Consider the following 21,583-nt stretch of genomic DNA (forward strand, 5'->3'; position numbering starts at 1 on the left):
GCTAGTGCCGGGCGACGGCACCTCGGAGCTTCTCAGTAAGCCGAAGCAGCTCGCGCTGTTCAGCCGCAGTCAGCGACGGCGTCATCAGCGCCTCAATATCGCGTACATGCATCCTGCCGATCTGCTTCTGCAGATCACTTCCCGCTTCGGTGAGCTTCAGCAGGACTCCCCTGCCGTCGTCGGGAGCGGGCATACGCTCCACCAGGCCGCGCTTCTCCAGCCGCTCCACCAGCCGGCTCAGGCTGGACTGGCTCAACAGGATATGGTCGTTCAGCTCATTGAGCCGGAGCCAGCCCGAGGGACAGCGCGACAACGTGAACAGGACGTCGTATTCATTGAGGGCTATTGACTTGAAAGCAGGTCCGGACTGCAGTCGCCGCATCACGGCAACCTGGGCGCGGAAGAGAGACTCCCAGGTTTCCGCTGCAAGGCGGACCGGCGATTCGGCTGGACGGTCGGCCATCACGCCTCCTTTGCTGAGGCTGCTGCCGTCCCCGCCGTTTGAGGCAGAGCCGCGGCAGAGACGGATGATTTCTTGTCCTGTGCCGCCGGCAGGGCAGCGACCCGGGCAGCATGGGTTGGAGGCTCGGGAACGTGGGCAGGCTTAAGGGACGCATATTCCTTGCGAAGGACGGGAAGGACTTCTTCCCCGAACAGATCAAGCTGCTCCAGCACGGTTTTCAGCGGCAGGCCCGCGTGGTCAATGAGGAACAGTTGCCGCTGGTAGTCGCCAAAGAATTCCCGGAAGGTGAGGGTCTTCTCGATGACTTCCTGGGGGCTTCCAACCGTCAGCGGGGTCTGTGATGTGAAGTCTTCCAGCGACGGTCCGTGGCCGTATACCGGTGCATTGTCGAAGTATGGCCGGAATTCTTTGACGGCATCCTGGGAATTCCTGCGCATGAAGAACTGTCCGCCCAGTCCAACGATGGCCTGGTCAGCCTTCCCGTGTCCGTAGTGCTCATAACGCTCACGGTAAAGACCGATCAGCTGCTGGTAATGCTCTTTAGGCCAGAAAATGTTGTTCGCAAAGAAGCCGTCGCCATAGTAAGCCGCCACTTCCGCAATTTGCGGGCTGCGGATCGATCCGTGCCAGACGAAGGGTGCAACGCCGTCGAGAGGCCGGGGAGTGGACGTGAAGTTCTGCAGGGGCGTGCGGTGTTTACCGGACCAGTTGACAGTGTCCTCGTCCCAGAGCCGGCGCAGCAGGCTGTAGTTCTCTATCGCCAGTTCTATGCCGTCCTGGATGTTCTTGCCGAACCACGGGTACACCGGTGCCGTATTGCCTCGTCCCATCACCAGATCCACCCGGCCGTCGGCAAGGTGCTGGAGCATCGCGTAGTCTTCGGCAATCTTCACGGGATCATTGGTGGTGATCAGGGTTGTGGCCGTGGAGAGGATGATCCGCTCCGTCTGGGCTGCGATGTACGCCAGTGTGGTGGTGGGCGAGGAGGAGAAGAAGGGCCGGTTGTGGTGCTCCCCGATCGCAAAGACATCCATGCCGATCTCTTCGACCTTCTTGGCGATGGCCACTTCCGCCTTGATGCGCTCGTTCTCAGTGGGAGTACGGCCCGTGGTGGGGTCGGTAGTGATGTCGCTGACGCTGAATACGCCGATCTGCATGATGTCCCTTTCAGTTTCATGAAGTTCCGGAAAACTGATCCCAGTATACCGGATATACATGCATTTGCATCTATCGCCGGGTACAACGCAGGGAGGAAGGAATTATTCCCGGGTGGGGGCCGGGACCAGGAGTGTTAGCTCGGCTCGCCCGGAGCAGCCCGCCGTCCACTGACTTTGGCGATCTTGCCTGTCGTCCAGTCGGCGAATTCAGCATCGACATCTGCTGCCGGGGTGAAGGCGGGCCGTTGCTTCATGGCCAACAGGAGGGACTTCTTTTCGCGCCGGCCCTCCACCAGCCGGTAGAGAACCGGCACCAGGACGAGAGTCAGGGCTGTGGAAGACAGGAGCCCGCCGATGACGACGATCGCCAAGGGCTGTGAGATGAATCCGCCGCCGCCGGTAAAGCCCAATGCCATGGGCGTCAGCGCGAAGACCGTGGCCAGGGCTGTCATCAGGATCGGCCGGAGGCGTTGGCGGGCGCCATGGGTGATGGCGTCTGGCACGTTCATGCCCGGCCGGCCGTCCCGTGGTTGCCGGTACTGGTTTATGAGGTCTATCAGCACAATGGCGTTGGTGACCACAATGCCCACCAGCATCAGCATCCCGATGAGTGAAGGCAAGCCAAGGGGAATTCCGGTCAGAAGCAGGAGCGCGATAGCGCCCGTTGCTGCAAAAGGAATGGAAACGAGCAGTATCAGGGGCTGCACCAGTGATTTGAAGGTCGCGACCATGATCACGTACACAATCGCGATGGCAGCCAGCAGCGCAAGCCCCAACTGCTGGAAGGACTCGGCTTGCTGCGTCGTGGCGCCGCCGATCTCGGCAGTGACCCCTGACGGCAACTGAACGGTCTTAAGCCTGTTCTGGACCTCGCCGCTGACGGCACCAAGATTGGACCCCGACGGCGTGATGGAGACAGTCGCCGTCCGCTGCCCGCCGCTGGCGGTAATGGAGACGGGGGAGTCCACCTGCTGGACTGAAGCGATACTGCCGAGCGTCAGCCCCTTGCCGCCGGGAAGTGGGATGTTCCTGACCCCGTCAATGCTCTTGAACTGTGTGCCGAGGCCTATCTGGACAGGAAAGTCATTCGTATTGATCCGGACAGTTCCTGCCGGAATGGGACTGATGGTCGAGGCCAGGACACCGGCGACGCGTTCTTCGTTGAGTCCTGCGGCGACGGCCCTCGCCCGGTCCACCTTGACCTGTACTACGGGCTGGGTTGTGGCCAGATTGGTCACCGTCTCTGTGCTTCCCGGGACGCCTTCCATGGCCTGCACCATGGCATCGCTCGCAGTCCGCAGGTCTCCGGAGTTCGACGCCTTGAGGGTGATGTCCACGGTCGATGACGTGCCGAGGCCCCCCTGCTGGGTTGCTACGGAGATTTTTCCTGAGACGCCGGCTTCTTTCAGGCGCTCACGAACTGTTTCCTGGAGAAGGGACTGCTTAGCCTTCTCGTCGGTGACCACAGTGAACGTTGAGTTTGAGGCACCTGTGGAGAGGAGTGCAGCGAAGCCCGCCTGGGCATTGCCCGTGGTGACCTGGACATCTTTGATTCCGTCGATGTCATCCAGGACATCTTCAACCTTTGCGGCCTCGGTGCTTGCATCGGCAAGGCTTGTGCCCCCGGGAAGTTGCTGACGGATGCTCATACTGTTCTGGCCGGAGCTGCCCAGGAGGTCGGTCGCCAACAGGGGAGTCATGGCCGCCGTTGCACCCAAGACCAGCACCGCTGCGACCAGCGTTACCACTGGATGTTTCTGCGTCTTCCGGAGGACGGGCAGATAGCCCCGCTGCAGGATTGTGCGTTGCTCTGCTTCGTGGGCCTTGGCCGCAGTTTCGGCAGCGGTTCCCGGATCCGCCGCAGAGGGAGGGCCCTTGAGGAACCAGTAGGCCAGGACGGGCACGATTGTCAGGGATACGAGCAGGGAGGACAACAGGGCAATGGTGACGGTGAGGGCAAACGGGCGGAAGAGCTCGCCGGCTAATTCCCCCACAAAGGCGATGGGAAGGAAGACTGCCACAGTGGTGAGGGTCGAGGCAGTAATGGCCCCCGCGACTTCCCGGATGGCGGTGAGGATGGCAGTGACCTTCGGCTCGCCGTAGCTCAAATGACGCTTGATGTTCTCTATCACCACGATCGAGTCGTCCACCACGCGGCCGATCGCGATGGTCAAGGCCCCCAGGGTCAGGATATTCAGTGAGTATCCAGTGCCGGAGAGGCCGATGAACGTGATCAGGAGGGAGAGGGGAATAGAGACAGCTGTCACCAGCGTGGAGCGCACTGAGAGCAGGAACACCAGGATGACGGCGACGGCGAATCCGAGGCCGAGCAGCCCCTCAGTGGTCAGGTCCTTGATGGATTTTTCAATGAACGGTGCCTGATCAAAAACGGGGGTGAAGGTGGCGTTGGCACCGAGCTCCGCCTCAAGCTGGGGGAGCGCATCATTGACTGCGTGCGAGATTGCTACAGTGTCGCCGTCGGGCTTCTTGGTAACTGACAGCGCAAGGGTTTCCTTGCCGTTGGTCCGGGTGATCGAGGTCCGCGTGTCGTCTTTAATGCTGACGCCCGCCACGCTGCCGATGGTCGCAGCGTCCCTGGCACCACCAAGGGGAAGGGCCTTGATGGCATCGAGGGAATCAACAGGACTGCCGATCTGCAGGGAGAGCGACTTGCCTTGTTCCTCAATGGTTCCCGCGGGCACGAGGGCGCCGTTGTTCTTCAGAGCATCACTGATCGACTGAAGCGTGGCACCCTTGGCGGCCATGGCATCGGGCCTGGGGAGGATCTGGATGTGCTGGGTTGCTCCGCCGGTCACCTCGGCGCCCCTGACGCCGTCGATCTTCTGCAGGGCAGGAACGCTCAGCCGCAGGAGGTCGGCGTTCAGTTCGCTCAGCGACTTGTCAGAGGACACCGCCAGAAAGACAATCGGGAAATCACTGATGCTCCCCGCAATGGCCTGCGGCTCGACGTCTTCCGGCAAAGCCCGTTTGGCGTTGGAGATGGCCCGGTCAATCTGGTTCCGGGCACGGTCCAGGTTCGATCCATAGGTGAAGACAAGATTGATCTGCGATACACCACTGCGGGACGTAGCAGACGTTGATTCCAGCCCTTCGACCCCATTCAACGCCGTCTCCAAGGGGCCGCTGACCTGCTTGTCCACTACCTCCGGTGAGGCGCCGGGCATGGAGGAAATGACGGTGATCCGCGGGAACTCGATGGACGGGATGAGCTCCTGCTTCAAGGAGGACATCGTGATCACTCCGAATACCGACGCGAAGACAGTGATCAGCGCGATCAGGGCCCGGTTTGCCAGCGAGAGCTTTGCCAGCCGGAACATCTCATAATCTCCTGGTGGATTGACGGACAAAGATCGAACGCACGGCCCGCCGCATCCCCTGCCGGATCAGCTCTTCGTCGCGTTTACCGTTTCCAGTTGGAGCGCCTTGGCGGTCTCTTCTTCAAGCTGAACAGCGAGCTCGGGATTGTCGTTTAGCTTCACCCCGTACCCGGGCATCATGTCCTTGAGCTTTGACTGCCAACCCTTGAAATTCTTCGGGAAGGACTTCTGCAGGAGCTCGATCATGATGGGTACAGCAGTGGAGGCACCAGGCGATGCGCCGAGCAAGGCACCGATGGAACCGTCGCGGCCGGCGATCACTTCAGTGCCGAATTGGAGCACACCGCCCTTTTTCGGATCTTTCTTGATGATCTGAACACGCTGGCCGGCGGTGATGAGTTCCCAATCGCCGTCTTTTGCTTCCGGATAGTACTCGCGAAGGGCCTCAACCTTTTCGCCGTGGCGCTTCGCGACTTCCTTGATCAGGTAGGCGGTCAGGTCCATGTTGTCCTTGCCTACGGCAAGCATCGGGATGATGTTGTGGGGCCGGATGGAGCGGGGGAGGTCCAGGTAGGAGCCGTGTTTCAGGAAGTTGGTGGAGAAGCCCGCATAAGGGCCAAAGAGCAGGGACCGTTTGCCCTGGACGAACCGGGTGTCCAGGTGGGGCACGGACATGGGCGGTGCTCCTACCGACGCTTGTCCATAGACCTTCGCGCTGTGCCGGGCGGCCAGTTTCTCATCGGTGCAGCGGAAGAACTGCCCTGATACCGGGAACCCGCCAAACCCTTTGCTTTCCGGTATCCCCGAGGCCTGCAGCAGGTGCAGCGCACCGCCTCCGGCTCCCACAAAGACATACTTCGCGTGGATTTTTCCGTGCTCGCCGGACTTCGGGTACTTCAGGGAGAGGTCCCAGCCGCCGCCGGACGCGCGACGGATCCCGGTGACATCGTGGCCGTAGTTGATCTCCACGCCGTTGTTGCCCAGATAGGTGATCAGGTCGCGGGTCAGGGCCCCGAAGTCGACGTCGGTACCCTCCGCTGCGCGGGTGGCGGCCACACGCTGCTTGGAGTCACGGCCCTTGACGATGAGGGGAGCCCATTTGGCGATCCGGGCCTGGTCTTCGGAGTACTCCATGTTGCGGAAGAGCACATTCGGCTTCAAGGCGTTGTAACGGTTCTTCAGGAAGCCGGCATTGGCCTCGCCAATGACGAAGCTCATGTGGGGAACGGTGTTGATGAAGTTCTTCGGCGAACCGATCAGCGAGTTGGTTACCAAGTGCGACCAGAACTGGCGCGACAACTGGAACTGCTCATTGATGTGAAGGGCCTTTGAGGGGTCCACGGAGCCGTCTTTGGCTGCGGGGGTGTAGTTGAGCTCACACAGTGCGGCGTGGCCGGTGCCCGCATTGTTCCAGGGGCCGGAGCTCTCAAGCCCGGCTTCGTCCAGGCGTTCGAAAAGGGAAACTGTCCAATTCGGTTCGAGCTGCTTGATGAAGGCGCCAAGAGTGGCACTCATGATGCCGCCGCCAATCAGGACGACGTCGGCTTTTTTTGTCTTGGAAATGAAAGTCACAATCAGTCTCCGATAGCAGCGGCTCTGGCTGTCACAGAATATCCCCGGGCAGGCTACTTACTGAAATTGCCGGCGCCCGTCAAGGCTTTAGCTCGACCTTTGTGAAAACCTCATTTAAGACGGGGGAGGCGGGGTATTTGAGCACCCGGTCGGAGAGCGCCAGGGCCGAAATGGGGAACGCGATCGGCACAGCGGGGACCGACGCAGCGATCTGGTCATTGATGGTGTGATACAGATCGGTGCGCTCCGGCCCCTCGGGGAGCCCCCGTGCCCGCTCAATCTTCGAGAAGACCTGGGCGTCCTGGTAACCGAACTCACCGTTCTTTTCACCAAAGAGCGGCCCCACGAAGTTGTCAGGATCAGAGTACGAACCGTTCCAGCCGAGAAGATGCAGTGCATGGTCGCCGGGGGACTGTACTTTTTGCAGGTACCCGTCGGACCATTCGACCGGTACGGGTTTGATGTTGAACCCGACGGCTGTCAGTTCCCTGCTGATCTCCGCGTAGATCTTTTCAGGGGTTGGAAGGTAAGGCCGGGTTACGTTCAGTGGATAGTAGAACTTGAGTTGCTCGCCCTTGTAGCCGGACTTGGCCAGCAGTTCCTTGGCCTTCTCCGGATTGTATCCGAGAGTAGGCGCATCGTTGTTGAATCCGTTCAGCTTGGGTGGAACAAACTGTGCAGCTTCTGCCGTGTTATCGATGTAGAACTTCCGGATCAGCGTGTCCTTGTCCAGCGCCATTTCAATCGCCTGGCGTACCTCGAGGTTCTGGAGGATCGGTATTTCCTGGTTCATGCCGAGGTACATCACTGAGAAGGGATCGCGCTGGATGATCTGCTTGCCTTGCTTAACCAGCTGATCAAAGTTGCCCACAGTGACGGCGTCGTAGCCATCAATCTTTCCGTCCAGCAGAGCTTGCAGCCTCGCCTGCGGGTGATCGTAGGTGACAAAGTTGATGGTGCCGATCTGGCCCTTGTCCCCCCAATAATCTTTGTTGCTGACGAGAGTGACCTTGGTGTTATCCCAGCCGGCAAAACTGTAGGGGCCGGTGCCCACGGGGTGGGCGGCATACTTGGAGATTGCTGTGCCCTCGCGGGTTTGATCCAGGACGTCGGCGGTTCCTTCGGCCATCGCTTTGGGGGAGGAGATGCCGAAGGCCGGGAGGGTCAGCGCCTGGAGGAATCCAGTGAAGCGCTGGGTGAGGTCGATTCGGACGTTGTCCGGGGCAATTGCTGAGCAGCCTTTATAAATTGACAGCGAAGCCTGGTCCGAATGAGCTTCAAAGACGCCGTTGAAGGAACTCCCGGGGGCCTGCTTGCGCAAGGACGCGGGAAAGTTGAACCAGCGGTCGAAGTTGGTGCAGACCGACTTCGCATCGAAGGGGCTGCCGTCCTGGAACTTCACGCCGTTCCGGAGCTTGAAGGTGTAGCTCCTGCCGTTGTCCGTTTCGTTCCATTCGGTGGCAAGCAGGGGAGTGGGGAGCCCGGTTGTCTGGTCAACCCCGACGAGGCCCTCCAGGACTTGGCGGGTTACCCGGAAGGCTTCCACGTCTGAGACAAGTGCGGGGTCCAGCCCGAGGGGCTGGGCGGCTGTGCCGAAGGTAAAAGTGGCCGTGGGTCCGCTGGTGGCCAGCGCCGGGCTGGAGGACTGCGAAGGCGAGGGTGTGGGCACCGGTGCCCCGGTGCAGGAGACGAGCAGCAACGCCAAAAGCGCGGCGCCAATGCTTCCTCCGACGCTGCGCGGTTTACTTCTGGGCACTCGGTGATCACCTCGGGACGGCTGGGCGCTCCGCGGACTGCAGAACAGTCATTAGTCTAATTGACCGGCAGCGGCTGCCGCGGTTTCCGTCGTCGTCGCCCGTCACAAGGTGCGGTGCCTAAACGCCGTCCGATAAGCGGCACACAGCCAACAGGGTCCACACCTGGGTGCGGACCCTGTTGGCTCCTGGATGGGCCCGGGGAGTCAGCCCGGTGCCGTGGCAGGAGGCTGGTTGACTGCCGGGGATGCCGGTTACTTGGGCATCAGGACAGAGTCCACCATGTAAACGGTGGCGTTGGCGGTTTGGACTCCGCCGCAGATGACACCGGCGTCATCAACCTTCAAGGCGTCCTTGGATCCAGCCACTGTTACCGTGCCGCCCTGGACCGTGGTGTGGGTTCCCACGATTTCATCAGGCGAGATCTGACCGGGCACCACGTGATAGGTCAGGATCTTGCTTAGCAGGGCGTCGTCGGTCTTGAGGGTCTCGATGGTGGCAGCATCGATTTTCGCGAAGGCATCATCAACGGGAGCGAAAACAGTGAACTCGCTGCCGTTGAGGGTGTCCACGAGATTGACCTTTGGATTCAGCTTGCCCGAAACGGCCGCGGTGAGGGTGGTCAGGATCGGGTTGTTGGAAGCCGCGACAGCCACGGGATCAAGGGCCATCCCTGCAACCGAACCGGCGCCGTCCGGCACCTGGGCGGCGTAGCCTGCACAGCCGGCACCGACGAGGTTTGCCGCGGGATCCATCATCTTTGATTCGGTGGCTGTCGCGCTGGGTGAAGGCGCCATGCTGGAGGCGGAAGCTTCAGGAGCCGCTGAGCCGGGAGCTGTGCTGGCGGTTCCGCCGCAGGCAGTGAGGCTGAACAGGGCTGCGGCAGCAACACCTGCAACGGTGAAAGACGTGCGCTTGATGGACTGCATTTCGATTCTCCTTGATAGGGGCGATCTGTACTTGAGCCAGACCGTCTTCTGTCTGTTCTTGCCGTGAATCCGACTGGCGGACACCGTCTCTTGCTTGGTGCCTCATTGGGTATTCGGCTTTTTAAGGCCGGCGGATGGGTACAGAGGAGAATCTTTTTTTCCGTGTCCTTTTCGTTCGGGCCTGAGCCCTTAAATTGCGGGAGCCCCGGCCATAAGACCGGGGCTCCAAACATGTAACTCGCAGTGCGCAAGGGGGGACTTGAACCCCCACGCCCGAAGGCACAGGAACCTAAATCCTGCGTGTCTGCCAATTTCACCACTCGCGCTTGGCGTCGCCGTCGAGGTCTTAGCGTGAACGCTTGAAGCCCGACGGCGGATGCCAGCCTTTATTGTATCGTCCGGATCAGCTGTCCAGCTTCAAGTCACGGCGCAGCTTTGCGACATGACCCGTTGCCCTCACGTTGTATTGGGCAATTGCAACGTTGCCCTCGGGGTCGACGACGACGGTAGAACGGATGAGGCCGTCATAGGTGCGGCCATAGTTCTTTTTCTCGCCCCAGGCTGCGTAGGCCTCGGCCACCGCATGGTCCTCGTCGGACAGCAGGGGAAACTCGAGCCCCTCCTGGTCTGCGAACCGTGCGAGTTTGTTGACCGGATCCGGGGAGATGCCAAGGACCTCGTAACCGGCCGCCTGCAGGGAAGCCAGGTTGTCACGGAAATCGCAGGCCTGCTTGGTGCAGCCGGGTGTCGACGCCGCTGGATAGAAGTAGACCACGGTGCTGCGGCCGCGGTATTCGGAGAGGCTGACGTCCTTGCCCGTACTGTCTTTCAAGGTAAATTCGGGTGCTTTGGCTCCCGGTATGAGACGTTCAACCACTTTTTTCTCCTTCGAAACTTTTAGGACACTCAAGCCTAATGACCTTGGGAGTCAAGGACCGAATCGGACGCTCGCTATACTAAGTTGTATGCCTGATATGGATCGCTGGCCCACTGGGCGCCTATTGTCCACGGCGGCGCGTCTGGTCGAACACTCATGGAATGAAAAACTGGGTGCCATCGGATTGACGCACGCCGGGGTCATCGCCATGGAAGTGCTGTCCCTTAACGGCCCCATGACGCAGGCGCAACTTGCCCAACTGGTCCGGGTCCAGGCGCAAACCATGGGCAAGACACTCAGCCGGCTCGAGGCACACGGGCACATCCGCAGGGAACGCAGCACCTCTGACCGGCGCAGCCACGTAGTCACGTTGACGGATCGTGGGAGCGAGGCTGTTTCAGCGGCCGCGGACATGGAGCGTTCAGTGCTGGCATCGGCATCCATCGACCCCGATGTCCTCCGACAGGAGTTGCGCGCAGTCGTGGTGGAGCTCGCCAAACGCTTCTCGTCCCCGGAAACCAAGGCGATTGTTGCCAGTGCCGAATCCGCCATTCCTGTGGATGTTAACCAAGTTGTCTAAGCCGCCTGTCTGAGTCACGGCACGGGAAGAAGTTCCCGCGGCCGTCGATCGACGACTATGGGGGCAATCGAGGTAGAGGAGCATGAGTCAGTCTTCTGTTCCGGCTGATCCCACCGAGTTTTTTCATGGGTCGCCCCTTGGATTGGCTATCTACGAGGCTGTTGCTTCAAGCACCAACCGCCTCGGCGCTGTCCAGGTGCAGGTTTCAAAAAGTCAGATCGCTTTCCGCAGAGGGCGTGGATTCGCCTATCTTTGGCGACCGGGACATTATGTCTCCTCAACCGTTCCGGCCGTTCTGTCGCTCGTGCTTCCGCGGGAACTGGAATCACCGAGGATCAAGGAAATCGCGCATCCGTCCCCGGGGGTATGGATGCACCACTTTGAGCTGCAGGATCCGGCCGAGCTCGACGCTGAATTGAACGAGTGGCTGCGCGAGGCCTACGAGGCGGCGGAAAATGCCTGAGGACACGCAAACGGTCTGGTGACACCCAAATATGGGTGTCACCAGACCGTTTGCGCGTCCCGAGGCCGTTTGCGCGTCGGATTTTGGGGCAAAACAAAACCCCGCCTCGCTGGCCAGATGGCCTGCAGGACGGGGTTTCGGCTTGGTGCACCCCCCGGGACTCGAACCCGGAACCCATTGATTAAGAGTCAATTGCTCTGCCAGTTGAGCTAGAGGTGCAGCTGTTGTTTCGCATTTCGGGAGGCGGTTTATTTCCTCCGTTGTTCTTCGCAACGACATGAAACTCTACACGAGAATTGGCGCCGTGTGAAATCGGCGGGGACCGGTCGTGGGGGGCTACCCGGGGACGTCCAGAACCAGTATGGAATCAGGGTTCTGGTTGTTTGTGAGGGCCCACAAGGTTCCGTCCGGTGCGAGTGAAACATCCCTGATCCGCCCGTACTCCCGTGTGAAATAGCTCACCGGATCTCCGGCTTTATCGCCCATCAGCGGCACCGCCCAAACCCGCTGACCCCTCAGCGCTCCAAGGTAGGCCGTGGAGCCGATAATTTCCAGGCCGCTGGGTGATGATTCAGCAGTTGACGGCCACACCACGGCGGCATCGATAAAGCCGCTGCGGCCCGGATTTCCTGTGACGTTTGGCCAACCGTAGTTGCCCCCGGGGACCACGAGATTCAGTTCGTCGTCGACGTCGGGCCCAAATTCGCTGGCCCAGAACCGTCCCTCGCTGTCCCAGGCAAGACCTTGGACGTTACGGTGTCCGATGCTGTACACCGGGTTGTCTCCGAAGGGATTCCCTGGCGCCGGGCGGCCCTCGGGCGTCAAACGGAGGATCTTCCCGCCCAAGGCGTTGGGATTCTGCGGCTGATCGCGGCGCTGGGAGTCTCCGGTGCCAACGTAGAGGAACCCGTCTGGGCCGAACCGGATGCGCCCGCCATTGTGGGTGGAAGCCTTGGAGATTCCGGAAAAGATGATTTCCGGCGTTCCGGCCTCCAGGCCCCGCTCACCGGCTTCGTCGAGGCGAAGCCGGGCAATCCGGTTATCATCCTGGGCGGTGAAGTACACGTAGAGGTATCGATCCGAACTGAAATCGGGCGACAACGCAAGGCCCAGCAAGCCACCTTCACCACCCGGGACCACGTCCGGGACCTGCCCGATTTCCCGGCTCTGTCCATCCCGGACGCTCTTGAGGAGGGCACTGTCCCGTTCGGATATCACTGCAGTGCCGTCGGGAAGGAAAACTGTCGACCATGGCAGGTGAAGCCCGACGTCGATCTTCCGCGCCACCCGCGGTGGCTGTGCGGGAGTGGTGGCCGCTGACTCAACGGGAGTGGCCGCTGACTCTCCGGGAGTGGCGGTTGAGGCTGGCGAAGTGGCGTTGCCCGTCGGAGAGCCACCATTTCCTTCGGCGGTACAAGCGGAAACGGTGAGCGAGAGCGTCAGCAAAGCTGCTGCCATGCTGGCCACCCTCGACCTTCTGCCGGCACGGGTCACCGCTCCCTCTCTCGTGGACGGGAAGAATGCGCCCCCCGAAGGCATGTCCTTTACTCCGGGATCAGGTGGAGAAGCCGAAGGGCATCGTCAGAGCCGGGTTCGGCGTGGCGGGCGGAATCCAGCTGCCTCGGCGTGGGCTACGGATTCAAACCAGACGCCGGCTTTGGCCTCTTCGTAGGCCGGATTGGTCTCCTCAAAGTACGTCATGGTCTCTGCATCACCTTTGACGGTGTACCCCTCGGGGCCTGAACCGTCGGCAGCAGCGGCGGCTGAACCCTCACCGTATGGCTGGTCCACCGCCAAATGGCTGCTGGGTTCTGCTGTGTGGCTCAGCGAGGACTCCGTCACGGCTGAAGATTCAGCTCGCTGCCAGGTTTCCTCATCAGGATCAAAGGTGGTGTCAGGGGCTGGGGTGGCTTGGGCCGCCGATGCCTCGGTTGCGGCTGGTTCTCCCGGTGCGGCCTCTTTCTGCGCTGATTCTTCGTCTGCTGATTCTGCAGCAGCAGATTCAGCACCAGGGAGCGTGGGTGCATGCGTCCCCGTGTATTCGTGGTGGTGTTCGTCGTGGCGGTGCTCGCGGTGTTCATCCGCAGCCGGGACGGGCTGGCCAGGTGCTGACGTGCTGCCCTCTGACCACTGGGCTTCCCATTCAGCCTTGTCTGCGTCTTCTGCCTTGTCCTTTTCCATGCGGGCAGCGGACGCAGAGTGAGTTCTTGTTGGTTCGACGCCGGCGTCCCAGTCGTCTACATCTCCGCCATCGGGCGCCGCAGCTTCTGCCCAGTCAGCCTCGCTGTGGCCTGGATCGGTTGCGGGCGCTGGTTCTGCAGCCTTGGGCGCAGCAGAGGCGGCTGTGGCAGTTGGTTCTGACGGCGCAGGGTAGGCGGAGCTTCCGGAACTTTCAGTTTCTCTGGCAGGCGTTGAGGCGGAGACGGGGGCGGGCGCTGCGGCGGCTGGTTCTGGTGAGACGGGGGCTGGCGCTGCGGCAGGGGACTGGGCAGCCAACGACTCCGCTCGCTGTTCTGAAGCAGCAGTCCGGTCTGAAGCCATGGCGGAGCGTCCGCTGTTGCGGTTGAGCAGCCACCACACAACGGCCACGATGAGAATGATGACAATGACCCAGATAAGCCAATCCATAGCAAAGCCTTTCCCTCAATAACCAACGTGCCGATGCTCGACGTTACGTCCGCGTCAAGGTGACTGTCTAGGTTTGTCAACGGTGTCAACAAAGCTTCATCTCGGAAAGCCCAGGGGAAGTCATGAAGGAACCAACTGTTCCTGGAGAACTAAGACGCCTAACGTGACCAAAGCAATATTTGGGCAGCTCTCCGGCCCTCGCGTCTCAGAATGCGAGACGTTGGTCCAGAATGCGGTGGAAATATTCCCGTTTTTGGCCTTAACTCCGGGCGGCAGGTCGATAGCGCCCTCTCAGGAGCCATAGACTTTGACCCATGAGTGAGACCACCCAAACCGCGACAGAAATCAAGCCGGACATCAAGCCCCGCAGCCGGGTCGTCACCGATGGAATCCATGCCGCCCCTGCGCGCGGCATGTTCCGTGCGGTGGGTATGGGGGATGACGACTTCGCCAAACCCCAGATCGGCGTCGCGAGTTCGTGGAACGAGATCACTCCCTGCAATCTCTCCCTGAACAGGCTCGCCCAGGGCGCTAAGGAAGGCGTTCACGCTGGTGGGGGCTTCCCCATGCAGTTCGGTACCATCTCCGTTTCCGACGGAATTTCGATGGGCCACGAAGGCATGCACTTCTCCCTGGTGTCCCGCGAAGTCATCGCTGACTCCGTGGAGACCGTTATGCAGGCAGAGCGGATCGATGGCTCGGTCCTGCTGGCCGGTTGCGATAAGTCGCTGCCCGGCATGTTGATGGCCGCAGCGCGCCTGGACCTGGCCAGTGTGTTCCTTTACGCCGGTTCCATCATGCCCGGCTGGGTGAAACTTGAAGATGGCTCCGAGAAGGAAGTCACGCTCATTGATGCCTTCGAGGCCGTTGGTGCCTGCGCGGCCGGGAAGATGAGCCTCGGAGACCTCGAGCGCATTGAAAAGGCCATCTGCCCGGGCGAAGGTGCCTGCGGCGGTATGTACACGGCAAACACCATGGCCTGCATTGGCGAGGCCTTGGGAATGTCCCTGCCGGGATCCGCCGCTCCGCCGTCGGCCGACCGCCGTCGTGATGAATTTGCCCGTAAGTCTGGCGAGGCTGTGGTGAACCTGCTCCGGCTTGGCATCACTGCCCGAGACATCATGACCAAGAAGGCGTTCGAAAACGCCATCGCCGTCACCATGGCCTTCGGCGGCTCCACCAACGCCGTACTCCACTTGCTCGCGATCGCCCGGGAAGCCGAAGTAGAGCTGTCGCTCGAAGACTTCAACCGCATCGGTGACAAGATCCCGCACCTGGGAGACCTGAAGCCGTTCGGCCGCTATGTCATGACCGACGTCGATAAGATCGGCGGGGTTCCCGTCATCATGCGCGCACTGCTCGACGCCGGCCTGCTGCACGGTGACTGCCTCACCGTGACTGGGAAGACCGTTGCCGAAAACCTCGAAGCCATCAACCCGCCGGACCTGGACGGCAAGATCCTCCGCGCTCTGGACAACCCGATCCACAAGACCGGCGGCATCACCATCCTGCACGGCACCATGGCCCCCGAGGGCGCCGTTGTGAAGAGTGCCGGTTTCGATGCCGACGTTTTCGAGGGAACGGCCCGCGTCTTCGAGCGCGAGCAGGGAGCACTCGACGCACTGGACAAGGGCCAGATCCACAAGGGCGACGTCGTGGTGATCCGCTACGAAGGTCCCAAGGGCGGTCCGGGCATGCGGGAAATGCTCGCGATCACCGGGGCCATCAAGGGTGCTGGCCTGGGCAAGGATGTTTTGCTCCTGACTGACGGCCGTTTCTCGGGCGGCACCACCGGGCTCTGCATCGGGCACGTTGCACCGGAAGCAGTCGACGGCGGCCCCATCGCCTTTGTTGAGGACGGTGACCGGATCCGCGTGGACATCGCAGCCCGCAGCTTCGACCTCCTGGTTGATCCTGCCGAGCTTGAAGCACGCAAAGAGGGCTGGGCTCCGCTGCCTGCGAAGTTCACCAAGGGAGTGCTGGCCAAGTACGCAAAGCTGGTGCACAGCGCCTCTACCGGCGCATACTGCGGGTGATGCCTTCCCCTTACGGGAGGCGCTGAGCGCCTTCCGCAAGGGGCCCCTCGGCATCACCCTTATTAAGCCCTGCCGCCTACAGCGGGCCGGTGCGGTTTGATCCCTTAGGGAAGGATCAATAAGTGGACAATGATGTCCACATGGTGAGATCGTGGGAAGTCGCGTTGACACGCTTCTCACCAGAGGGAACACTGAACGCATGATCGCATTCGTTACCGACGTCGTCGTACTTACCAAGCGCGTGGCTAAATAGCCCGACTGGTAACGAACTGTCACGCGCAACCCCTCGAAGAGCCCACCAGGCTGAGGGGTTTTTTTATTGCCGCGAAGCATCATCCCGAAGTTCCACACGCTGTAACCGATAATTCAAGATCCACTAAGGAAGAGTCCGATGAGCAAAGGATCGCCGATCAGCCCCTCGCTGATGGCTACAAAGTCCGCTGGAGCCCCCAAGGCCCCAGAACGCGTCGACCGCCCCACTGAAGCGGGCGTCGACACTGCTGCAGCCGCCTCTCCTGTCCTTGGGCCGAACAACGTTGTACCCCCAACGGTGATGACCGGCTCAGAAGCTATTGTGCGTTCGCTCGAAGAACTCGGCGTCGACGATATTTTTGGTTTGCCCGGTGGCGCGATCCTGCCTACCTATGACCCTTTGATGGCTTCCGGAATGAACCACGTTCTGGTCCGTCACGAACAGGGAGCCGGCCACGCCGCGCAAGGCTATGCCATGGTTACGGGACGGGTGGGCGTCTGTATCGCCACCTCCGGCCCGGGAGCCACCAACCTCGTCACTGCCATCATGGATGCCCATATGGACTCCGTGCCTATGGTTGCCATCACCGGCCAGGTATCCAGCGGAGTCATCGGCACTGATGCCTTCCAGGAAGCCGACATCGTGGGGATCACGATGCCCATCACCAAGCATTCGTTCCTCGTAACGGATCCGAACGAGATCCCACATGTTATGGCCGCCGCTTTCCACCTGGCTTCGAGCGGTCGCCCCGGTCCGGTCCTGGTGGATGTTGCCAAGGACGCCCAGCAAGGCAAGATGACCTTTTCCTGGCCGCCCAAAATCGATCTGCCGGGTTACCGTCCCGTGGTCCGCGGACACAACAAGCAGGTCCGGGAGGCCGCAAGGCTTATTGCTGCCGCCAGCAAACCTGTCCTGTATGTGGGCGGTGGCGTCGTCAAGGCCCATGCCTCAGCGGAGCTGCTCGAACTCGCGGAACTGACCGGCGCCCCGGTGGTCACCACCCTCATGGCGCGCGGCGTTTTCCCGGATTCGCACCCCCAGCATGTTGGCATGCCCGGCATGCACGGCACGGTTTCCGCCGTGACGGCGCTCCAGCAGTCCGATCTGCTGATCACCCTCGGCGCCCGCTTTGATGACCGGGTGACCGGGATCCTGAAGACCTTCGCGCCCAACGCCAAGGTGATCCATGCCGACATCGATCCCGCTGAAATCTCCAAGAACCGGACGGCCGATGTTCCCATAGTCGGTTCAGTCAAGGAGATCATTCCGGAGCTGACAGAAGCCGTCCGCACCCAGTTCGAGGCGTCCGGAACCCCGGACCTGCAGAGCTGGTGGGCCTTCCTGAACAACCTCCGCGAAACCTATCCGCTGGGTTGGACCGAACCCGAAGACGGCCTCAGCGCACCGCAGCGCGTTATTGAGCGCATCGGCGCGTTGACCGGTCCTGAGGGCATCTACGTGGCCGGCGTCGGGCAGCACCAGATGTGGGCAGCGCAGTTCATCAAGTATGAGCGGCCCCACCAGTGGCTGAACTCCGGTGGTGCCGGCACCATGGGTTACGCAGTGCCTGCTGCAATGGGCGCCAAGGTTGGCGAACCCGACCGTGTGGTGTGGGCCATCGACGGAGACGGCTGTTTCCAGATGACCAACCAGGAACTTGCGACGTGCGCGATCAACAAGATCCCCATCAAGGTGGCCGTCATCAACAACTCCTCCCTGGGCATGGTGCGGCAGTGGCAGACACTCTTCTATGAGGGCCGCTACTCCAACACAGACCTCAACACCGGCCACGACACGGTCCGCATCCCGGACTTCGTCAAGCTGGGGGAGGCCTATGGCTGTGCTTCCTTCCGTTGCGAACGCGACGAGGATATAGACGCCACAATCCAAAAAGCGTTGGAAATCAATGACAGGCCCGTCGTCATCGACTTCGTGGTCAGCCCCAACTCCATGGTGTGGCCGATGGTCCCTGCCGGAGTAAGCAACGACCAGATCCAGGTTGCCCGCAACCTGACCCCGGAATGGGAAGAGGAGGACTGATCATGAGCCGCCACACACTGTCCGTTCTGGTCGAAGACAAGCCCGGTGTGCTGACCCGCGTGGCCAGCCTTTTTGCCCGCCGCGCCTTCAACATCAATTCCTTGGCCGTTGGCCCCACCGAAGTGCCGGGTATGTCCCGCATGACCGTTGTGGTCGACGCCGACGGTGACCTCATCGAACAGGTCACCAAACAGTTGAACAAGCTGGTCAACGTGATCAAGATTGTTGAGCTGACTTCCGAATCCTCCGTGCAGCGCGACCACATCCTGGTCAAGGTACGGGCGGATGCCGCAACCCGTTTGCAGGTGACCCACGCTGCAGATTTGTTCCGTGCTTCAGTAGTCGACGTCTCCACAGATTCAGTGGTCATTGAAGCAACCGGCCATCCCGAAAAACTGACGGCACTGCTTTCCGTGCTGGAACCTTTCGGAATCCGCGAAATTGTGCAGTCCGGCACCTTGGCCGTTGGACGGGGATCCCGCTCCATGAGTGACAGGGCCTTGCGCAGCGCTTAGGCACTGCGGAAGGCGCTCCACCACCACTGACAAGCTCCACCTACAAGCAACACCAAAGAATCCACTCAAAAGGAGACACCCAAGTGACTGAAATGTTTTACGACGACGACGCCGACCTGTCGATCATCCAGGGACGCACCGTTGCCGTTATCGGTTACGGCTCCCAGGGCCACGCCCACGCCCTCAGCCTCCGCGATTCAGGCGTTGACGTCCGCGTCGGCCTGAAGGAAGGCTCCAAGTCCCGCGCCAAGGCCGAGGCCGAGGGACTGCGCGTCCTGAACGTTGCCGACGCCGTTGCCGAAGCCGACCTGATCATGGTCCTCACCCCGGACCAGGTCCAGCGCCACGTCTACGCCGAAGACATCGCCCCGAACCTGCAGGCCGGCGACGCCCTGTTCTTCGGCCACGGCTTCAACATCCGCTACGGCTACATCAAGCCCCCGGCCGACGTCGACGTCGCCCTGGTTGCCCCCAAGGGGCCGGGCCACATCGTGCGCCGCGAATTCGAAGCCGGGCGCGGCGTTCCCGACCTGATCGCCGTGGAGCAGAATGCTTCCGGCAAGGCCAAGGAACTGGCCCTGTCCTACGCCAAGGCCATTGGCGGCACCCGTGCAGGCGTCATCGAGACCACCTTCACTGAAGAGACCGAGACGGACCTCTTCGGCGAGCAGGCTGTTCTCTGTGGCGGCGCATCACAGCTCATCCAGTACGGCTTCGAAACCCTGACTGAAGCCGGCTACAAGCCCGAGGTTGCCTACTTCGAGGTTCTGCACGAGCTCAAGCTCATCGTTGACCTCATGGTGGAAGGCGGCATCGCCAAGCAGCGTTGGAGCGTCTCCGACACCGCCGAATACGGAGACTACGTCTCCGGGCCGCGCGTCATCACCCCCGAGGTGAAGGAAAACATGAAGGCTGTCCTTGCGGATATCCAGAACGGTGCCTTCGCCAAGCGCTTCATCGACGACCAGGACGCCGGCGCTCCGGAGTTCGCAGAGCTGCGCAAGAAGGGTGAAGACCACCCGATCGAGTCCACTGGCCGTGAACTGCGGAAGCTCTTCTCCTGGATCAAGACCAGCGATGACTACACAGAGGGCTCCGTAGCCCGCTAGGCCATGCTTTTCGCATAGCCGAGGCACCGGAAAATGGCCGGGCTCACACTTCACAATGTGGGCCCGGCCTTTCTGTCGGCCTAGACTTGTTATACCCCCCGGACTGCAACGCAGAGGATCAGCCGTGTCAAAACCCGTAGTACTGCTCGCCGAAGAACTTTCGCCCGCCACAGTCGAGGCCCTGGGCCCGGACTTCGAAATCCGCCAGACCGACGGCGCCGACCGTTCCCAGCTGCTGTCTGCGATCGTCGACGTCGACGCCATCCTCGTGCGCTCAGCCACCCAGGTGGACGCCGAGGCAATCGCCGCGGCCAAGAACCTGAAGGTGATTGCCCGTGCCGGCGTCGGGCTCGATAACGTCGACATCAAAGCTGCCACCCAGGCCGGCGTAATGGTGGTCAACGCCCCGACGTCGAACATCGTTTCCGCCGCGGAACTCACCGTTGGCCACATCCTCAGCCTGGCCCGCCACATCCCGCAGGCCAGCGCCGCCCTCAAGGACGGCGAATGGAAGCGCTCCAAGTACTCGGGAATCGAACTTTTTGAGAAGAAGGTCGGCATCATCGGCCTCGGCCGGATCGGAGCGCTCGTCGCTGCCCGCCTCCAAGGCTTCGAAACCGAAATCCTCGCCTACGATCCGTACATCACCTCGGCCCGGGCAGCGCAGCTCGGCGTCAAGCTGGTCACCCTGGATGAATTGCTGGCCCACTCCGACTTCATCACCATCCACATGCCCAAGACACCCGAAACGGTCGGCATGCTGGGCGCTGACGCCTTCAAGAAGATGAAGTCAACCGCCTACGTCATCAACGTGGCACGTGGTGGCCTGATCGACGAGGAAGCACTGTACACAGCCCTGCAGGACGGCGACATCGCAGGCGCCGGCGTCGACGTCTTCGTCAAGGAGCCCAGCACCGACCTGCCGTTCTTCAAACTGGACAACGTCGTGGTCACCCCGCACCTCGGCGCATCCACTGACGAAGCACAGGAAAAAGCAGGCGTTTCCGTGGCGAAGTCGGTCAGGCTTGCCCTTGCCGGTGAGCTGGTCCCGGATGCCGTCAACGTTGCAGGTGGCATCATCGCCCCCGACGTCCGTCCCGGCATCCCCCTCATCGAAAAGCTGGGCAGGATCTTCACCGCTCTCACGCACGACTCCCTGACCCAGATCGATGTTGAGGTCGCCGGCGAAATCGCGGCGCTCGACGTCAAGGTCCTGGAGCTTGCAGCTCTCAAGGGCATTTTCGCCGACGTCGTGACCGAGCAGGTCTCCTACGTCAACGCGCCCGTTATCGCCGAACAGCGCGGCATCAACACCCGCCTGATCACCACTCCCGAAGCGGAGGACTATCGCAACGTCCTGACCCTGCGCGGCGCCCTGAGCGACGGGAGCCAGATCTCGGTGGCGGGAACGCTGACAGGACCCAAGCAGGTTGAGAAACTGGTGGGAGTCAACGGCTACGACGTCGAAATCCCCATCAGCGAGCACCTCGTAGTGGTTTCCTACGCTGACCGTCCCGGCGTGATCGGCACCATCGGGCACATCCTGGGCATGAACAACATCAACATCGGCGGCATGCAGGTCGCCCGGCAGACTGAAGGCGGCCAGGTGCTTGCGCTCCTGACCATCGACAGCTCCGTTCCGCAGCAGGTTCTTGACGCGATCAAGGCCGGCATCGGCGCCGAAATGGTGCGCGAGGTTGACCTCGAAAACTGAGGCCGCGCCTCAGGTGAACCAATAGTGACAGAGTTGTAACTTCTGGCACGTATGATTGGCCGGTCTGCTTTCTCCGATTGAGGCCCTCTTGGGATCCCAGCCGGCGGGCCGGCTAATCTTGTTCTGCACATCCGGCAGGGGACACCTTCACATCC

At 61.4% G+C, this 21,583-nt stretch carries 16 protein-coding genes and 2 tRNA genes; 7 read left to right on the top strand and 11 right to left on the bottom strand.

The genetic code is table 11. From position 1 onward, the window contains the following. Position 1: 1 nt before the first annotated feature. The 8 genes from M1E05_RS08655 to bcp form a co-directional block, all read right to left on the bottom strand. Complete coding sequence (locus M1E05_RS08655; protein ID WP_458111263.1) at positions 2 to 463, bottom strand: MarR family winged helix-turn-helix transcriptional regulator; 462 nt, start codon at positions 461 to 463, stop codon at positions 2 to 4. Continuing rightward, the gene (locus M1E05_RS08660; RefSeq protein ID WP_461165015.1) at positions 463 to 1,620 is read right to left on the bottom strand and encodes an LLM class flavin-dependent oxidoreductase; all 1,158 of its coding nucleotides are present in this window, start codon (positions 1,618 to 1,620) and stop codon (positions 463 to 465) included. The genes M1E05_RS08655 and M1E05_RS08660 overlap by 1 nt, the downstream gene beginning before the upstream one ends. A gap of 134 nt (positions 1,621 to 1,754) precedes the next feature. Then, positions 1,755 to 4,958: an efflux RND transporter permease subunit gene (locus tag M1E05_RS08665; protein WP_461165016.1), complete on the bottom strand. Its 3,204-nt coding sequence runs from the start codon at positions 4,956 to 4,958 to the stop codon at positions 1,755 to 1,757. Positions 4,959 to 5,024: 66 nt separating this feature from the next. Beyond that, complete coding sequence (locus M1E05_RS08670) at positions 5,025 to 6,530, bottom strand: malate:quinone oxidoreductase (protein ID WP_458111260.1); 1,506 nt, start codon at positions 6,528 to 6,530, stop codon at positions 5,025 to 5,027. Between the two features lie 79 nt (positions 6,531 to 6,609). Next, complete coding sequence (locus tag M1E05_RS08675; RefSeq protein WP_461165017.1) at positions 6,610 to 8,286, bottom strand: ABC transporter substrate-binding protein; 1,677 nt, start codon at positions 8,284 to 8,286, stop codon at positions 6,610 to 6,612. Between the two features lie 252 nt (positions 8,287 to 8,538). After that, positions 8,539 to 9,213: a fasciclin domain-containing protein gene (locus tag M1E05_RS08680; protein WP_461165018.1), complete on the bottom strand. Its 675-nt coding sequence runs from the start codon at positions 9,211 to 9,213 to the stop codon at positions 8,539 to 8,541. Between the two features lie 244 nt (positions 9,214 to 9,457). Continuing rightward, a tRNA-Leu gene (locus tag M1E05_RS08685) sits at positions 9,458 to 9,539 on the bottom strand. Between the two features lie 77 nt (positions 9,540 to 9,616). After that, positions 9,617 to 10,090 (bottom strand): thioredoxin-dependent thiol peroxidase, encoded by a 474-nt coding sequence (bcp, locus tag M1E05_RS08690; RefSeq protein ID WP_458111257.1) that lies wholly within the window; start codon positions 10,088 to 10,090, stop codon positions 9,617 to 9,619. Between the two features lie 97 nt (positions 10,091 to 10,187). Here bcp and M1E05_RS08695 point away from each other — a divergent pair, with 97 nt between their 5' ends. Then, complete coding sequence (locus M1E05_RS08695) at positions 10,188 to 10,670, top strand: MarR family winged helix-turn-helix transcriptional regulator (protein ID WP_458114522.1); 483 nt, start codon at positions 10,188 to 10,190, stop codon at positions 10,668 to 10,670. A gap of 82 nt (positions 10,671 to 10,752) precedes the next feature. After that, complete coding sequence (locus M1E05_RS08700) at positions 10,753 to 11,133, top strand: DUF5655 domain-containing protein (RefSeq protein ID WP_458111256.1); 381 nt, start codon at positions 10,753 to 10,755, stop codon at positions 11,131 to 11,133. Between the two features lie 143 nt (positions 11,134 to 11,276). Here the strand turns inward: M1E05_RS08700 and M1E05_RS08705 are convergent. The 3 genes from M1E05_RS08705 to M1E05_RS08715 all read right to left on the bottom strand — a co-directional run bounded on the left by M1E05_RS08705 (position 11,277) and on the right by M1E05_RS08715 (position 13,761). After that, positions 11,277 to 11,352, bottom strand: a tRNA-Lys gene (locus M1E05_RS08705). A 117-nt stretch (positions 11,353 to 11,469) separates the two neighbouring features. Then, positions 11,470 to 12,591: a PQQ-dependent sugar dehydrogenase gene (locus M1E05_RS08710; protein ID WP_461165019.1), complete on the bottom strand. Its 1,122-nt coding sequence runs from the start codon at positions 12,589 to 12,591 to the stop codon at positions 11,470 to 11,472. Positions 12,592 to 12,714: 123 nt separating this feature from the next. Then, complete coding sequence (locus M1E05_RS08715; RefSeq protein WP_461165020.1) at positions 12,715 to 13,761, bottom strand: sunset domain-containing protein; 1,047 nt, start codon at positions 13,759 to 13,761, stop codon at positions 12,715 to 12,717. Between the two features lie 314 nt (positions 13,762 to 14,075). Here M1E05_RS08715 and ilvD point away from each other — a divergent pair, with 314 nt between their 5' ends. The 5 genes from ilvD (at position 14,076) to serA (ending at position 21,428) form a co-directional block, all read left to right on the top strand. Next, complete coding sequence (gene ilvD, locus M1E05_RS08720) at positions 14,076 to 15,797, top strand: dihydroxy-acid dehydratase (RefSeq protein WP_461165021.1); 1,722 nt, start codon at positions 14,076 to 14,078, stop codon at positions 15,795 to 15,797. A 391-nt stretch (positions 15,798 to 16,188) separates the two neighbouring features. Beyond that, positions 16,189 to 18,090 carry an acetolactate synthase large subunit gene (locus tag M1E05_RS08725; protein WP_458111253.1) on the top strand — a complete coding sequence of 634 codons (1,902 nt, stop codon included), beginning with the start codon at positions 16,189 to 16,191 and terminating at the stop codon, positions 18,088 to 18,090. 2 nt (positions 18,091 to 18,092) lie between these two features. Next, complete coding sequence (gene ilvN, locus M1E05_RS08730; protein WP_247043049.1) at positions 18,093 to 18,605, top strand: acetolactate synthase small subunit; 513 nt, start codon at positions 18,093 to 18,095, stop codon at positions 18,603 to 18,605. 83 nt (positions 18,606 to 18,688) lie between these two features. Then, a complete protein-coding gene (gene ilvC / locus M1E05_RS08735) occupies positions 18,689 to 19,714 on the top strand; it encodes a ketol-acid reductoisomerase (RefSeq protein ID WP_458111252.1) in 1,026 nt (341 codons plus the stop codon). Positions 19,715 to 19,838: 124 nt separating this feature from the next. After that, positions 19,839 to 21,428, top strand: coding sequence for a phosphoglycerate dehydrogenase (serA, locus tag M1E05_RS08740; protein ID WP_458111251.1), 1,590 nt, complete (start codon positions 19,839 to 19,841; stop codon positions 21,426 to 21,428). The last annotated feature ends 155 nt before the right edge of the window (positions 21,429 to 21,583 follow it).

It is taken from the genome of Arthrobacter sp. R4-81 (genome assembly GCF_054792365.1).

Excerpts from the sequence above, each read along its gene's own strand:
- M1E05_RS08655 (WP_458111263.1), bottom strand. The coding sequence starts at position 463 with ATGGCCGACCGTCCAGCCGAATCGCCGGTCCGCCTTGCAGCGGAAACC.
- M1E05_RS08660 (WP_461165015.1), bottom strand. The coding sequence starts at position 1,620 with ATGCAGATCGGCGTATTCAGCGTCAGCGACATCACTACCGACCCCACC.
- M1E05_RS08665 (WP_461165016.1), bottom strand. The coding sequence starts at position 4,958 with ATGTTCCGGCTGGCAAAGCTCTCGCTGGCAAACCGGGCCCTGATCGCG.
- M1E05_RS08680 (WP_461165018.1), bottom strand. The coding sequence starts at position 9,213 with ATGCAGTCCATCAAGCGCACGTCTTTCACCGTTGCAGGTGTTGCTGCC.
- M1E05_RS08695 (WP_458114522.1), top strand. The coding sequence starts at position 10,188 with ATGGATCGCTGGCCCACTGGGCGCCTATTGTCCACGGCGGCGCGTCTG.
- M1E05_RS08700 (WP_458111256.1), top strand. The coding sequence starts at position 10,753 with ATGAGTCAGTCTTCTGTTCCGGCTGATCCCACCGAGTTTTTTCATGGG.
- M1E05_RS08710 (WP_461165019.1), bottom strand. The coding sequence starts at position 12,591 with ATGGCAGCAGCTTTGCTGACGCTCTCGCTCACCGTTTCCGCTTGTACC.
- M1E05_RS08715 (WP_461165020.1), bottom strand. The coding sequence starts at position 13,761 with ATGGATTGGCTTATCTGGGTCATTGTCATCATTCTCATCGTGGCCGTT.
- ilvD (WP_461165021.1), top strand. The coding sequence starts at position 14,076 with ATGAGTGAGACCACCCAAACCGCGACAGAAATCAAGCCGGACATCAAG.
- M1E05_RS08725 (WP_458111253.1), top strand. The coding sequence starts at position 16,189 with ATGAGCAAAGGATCGCCGATCAGCCCCTCGCTGATGGCTACAAAGTCC.
- ilvN (WP_247043049.1), top strand. The coding sequence starts at position 18,093 with ATGAGCCGCCACACACTGTCCGTTCTGGTCGAAGACAAGCCCGGTGTG.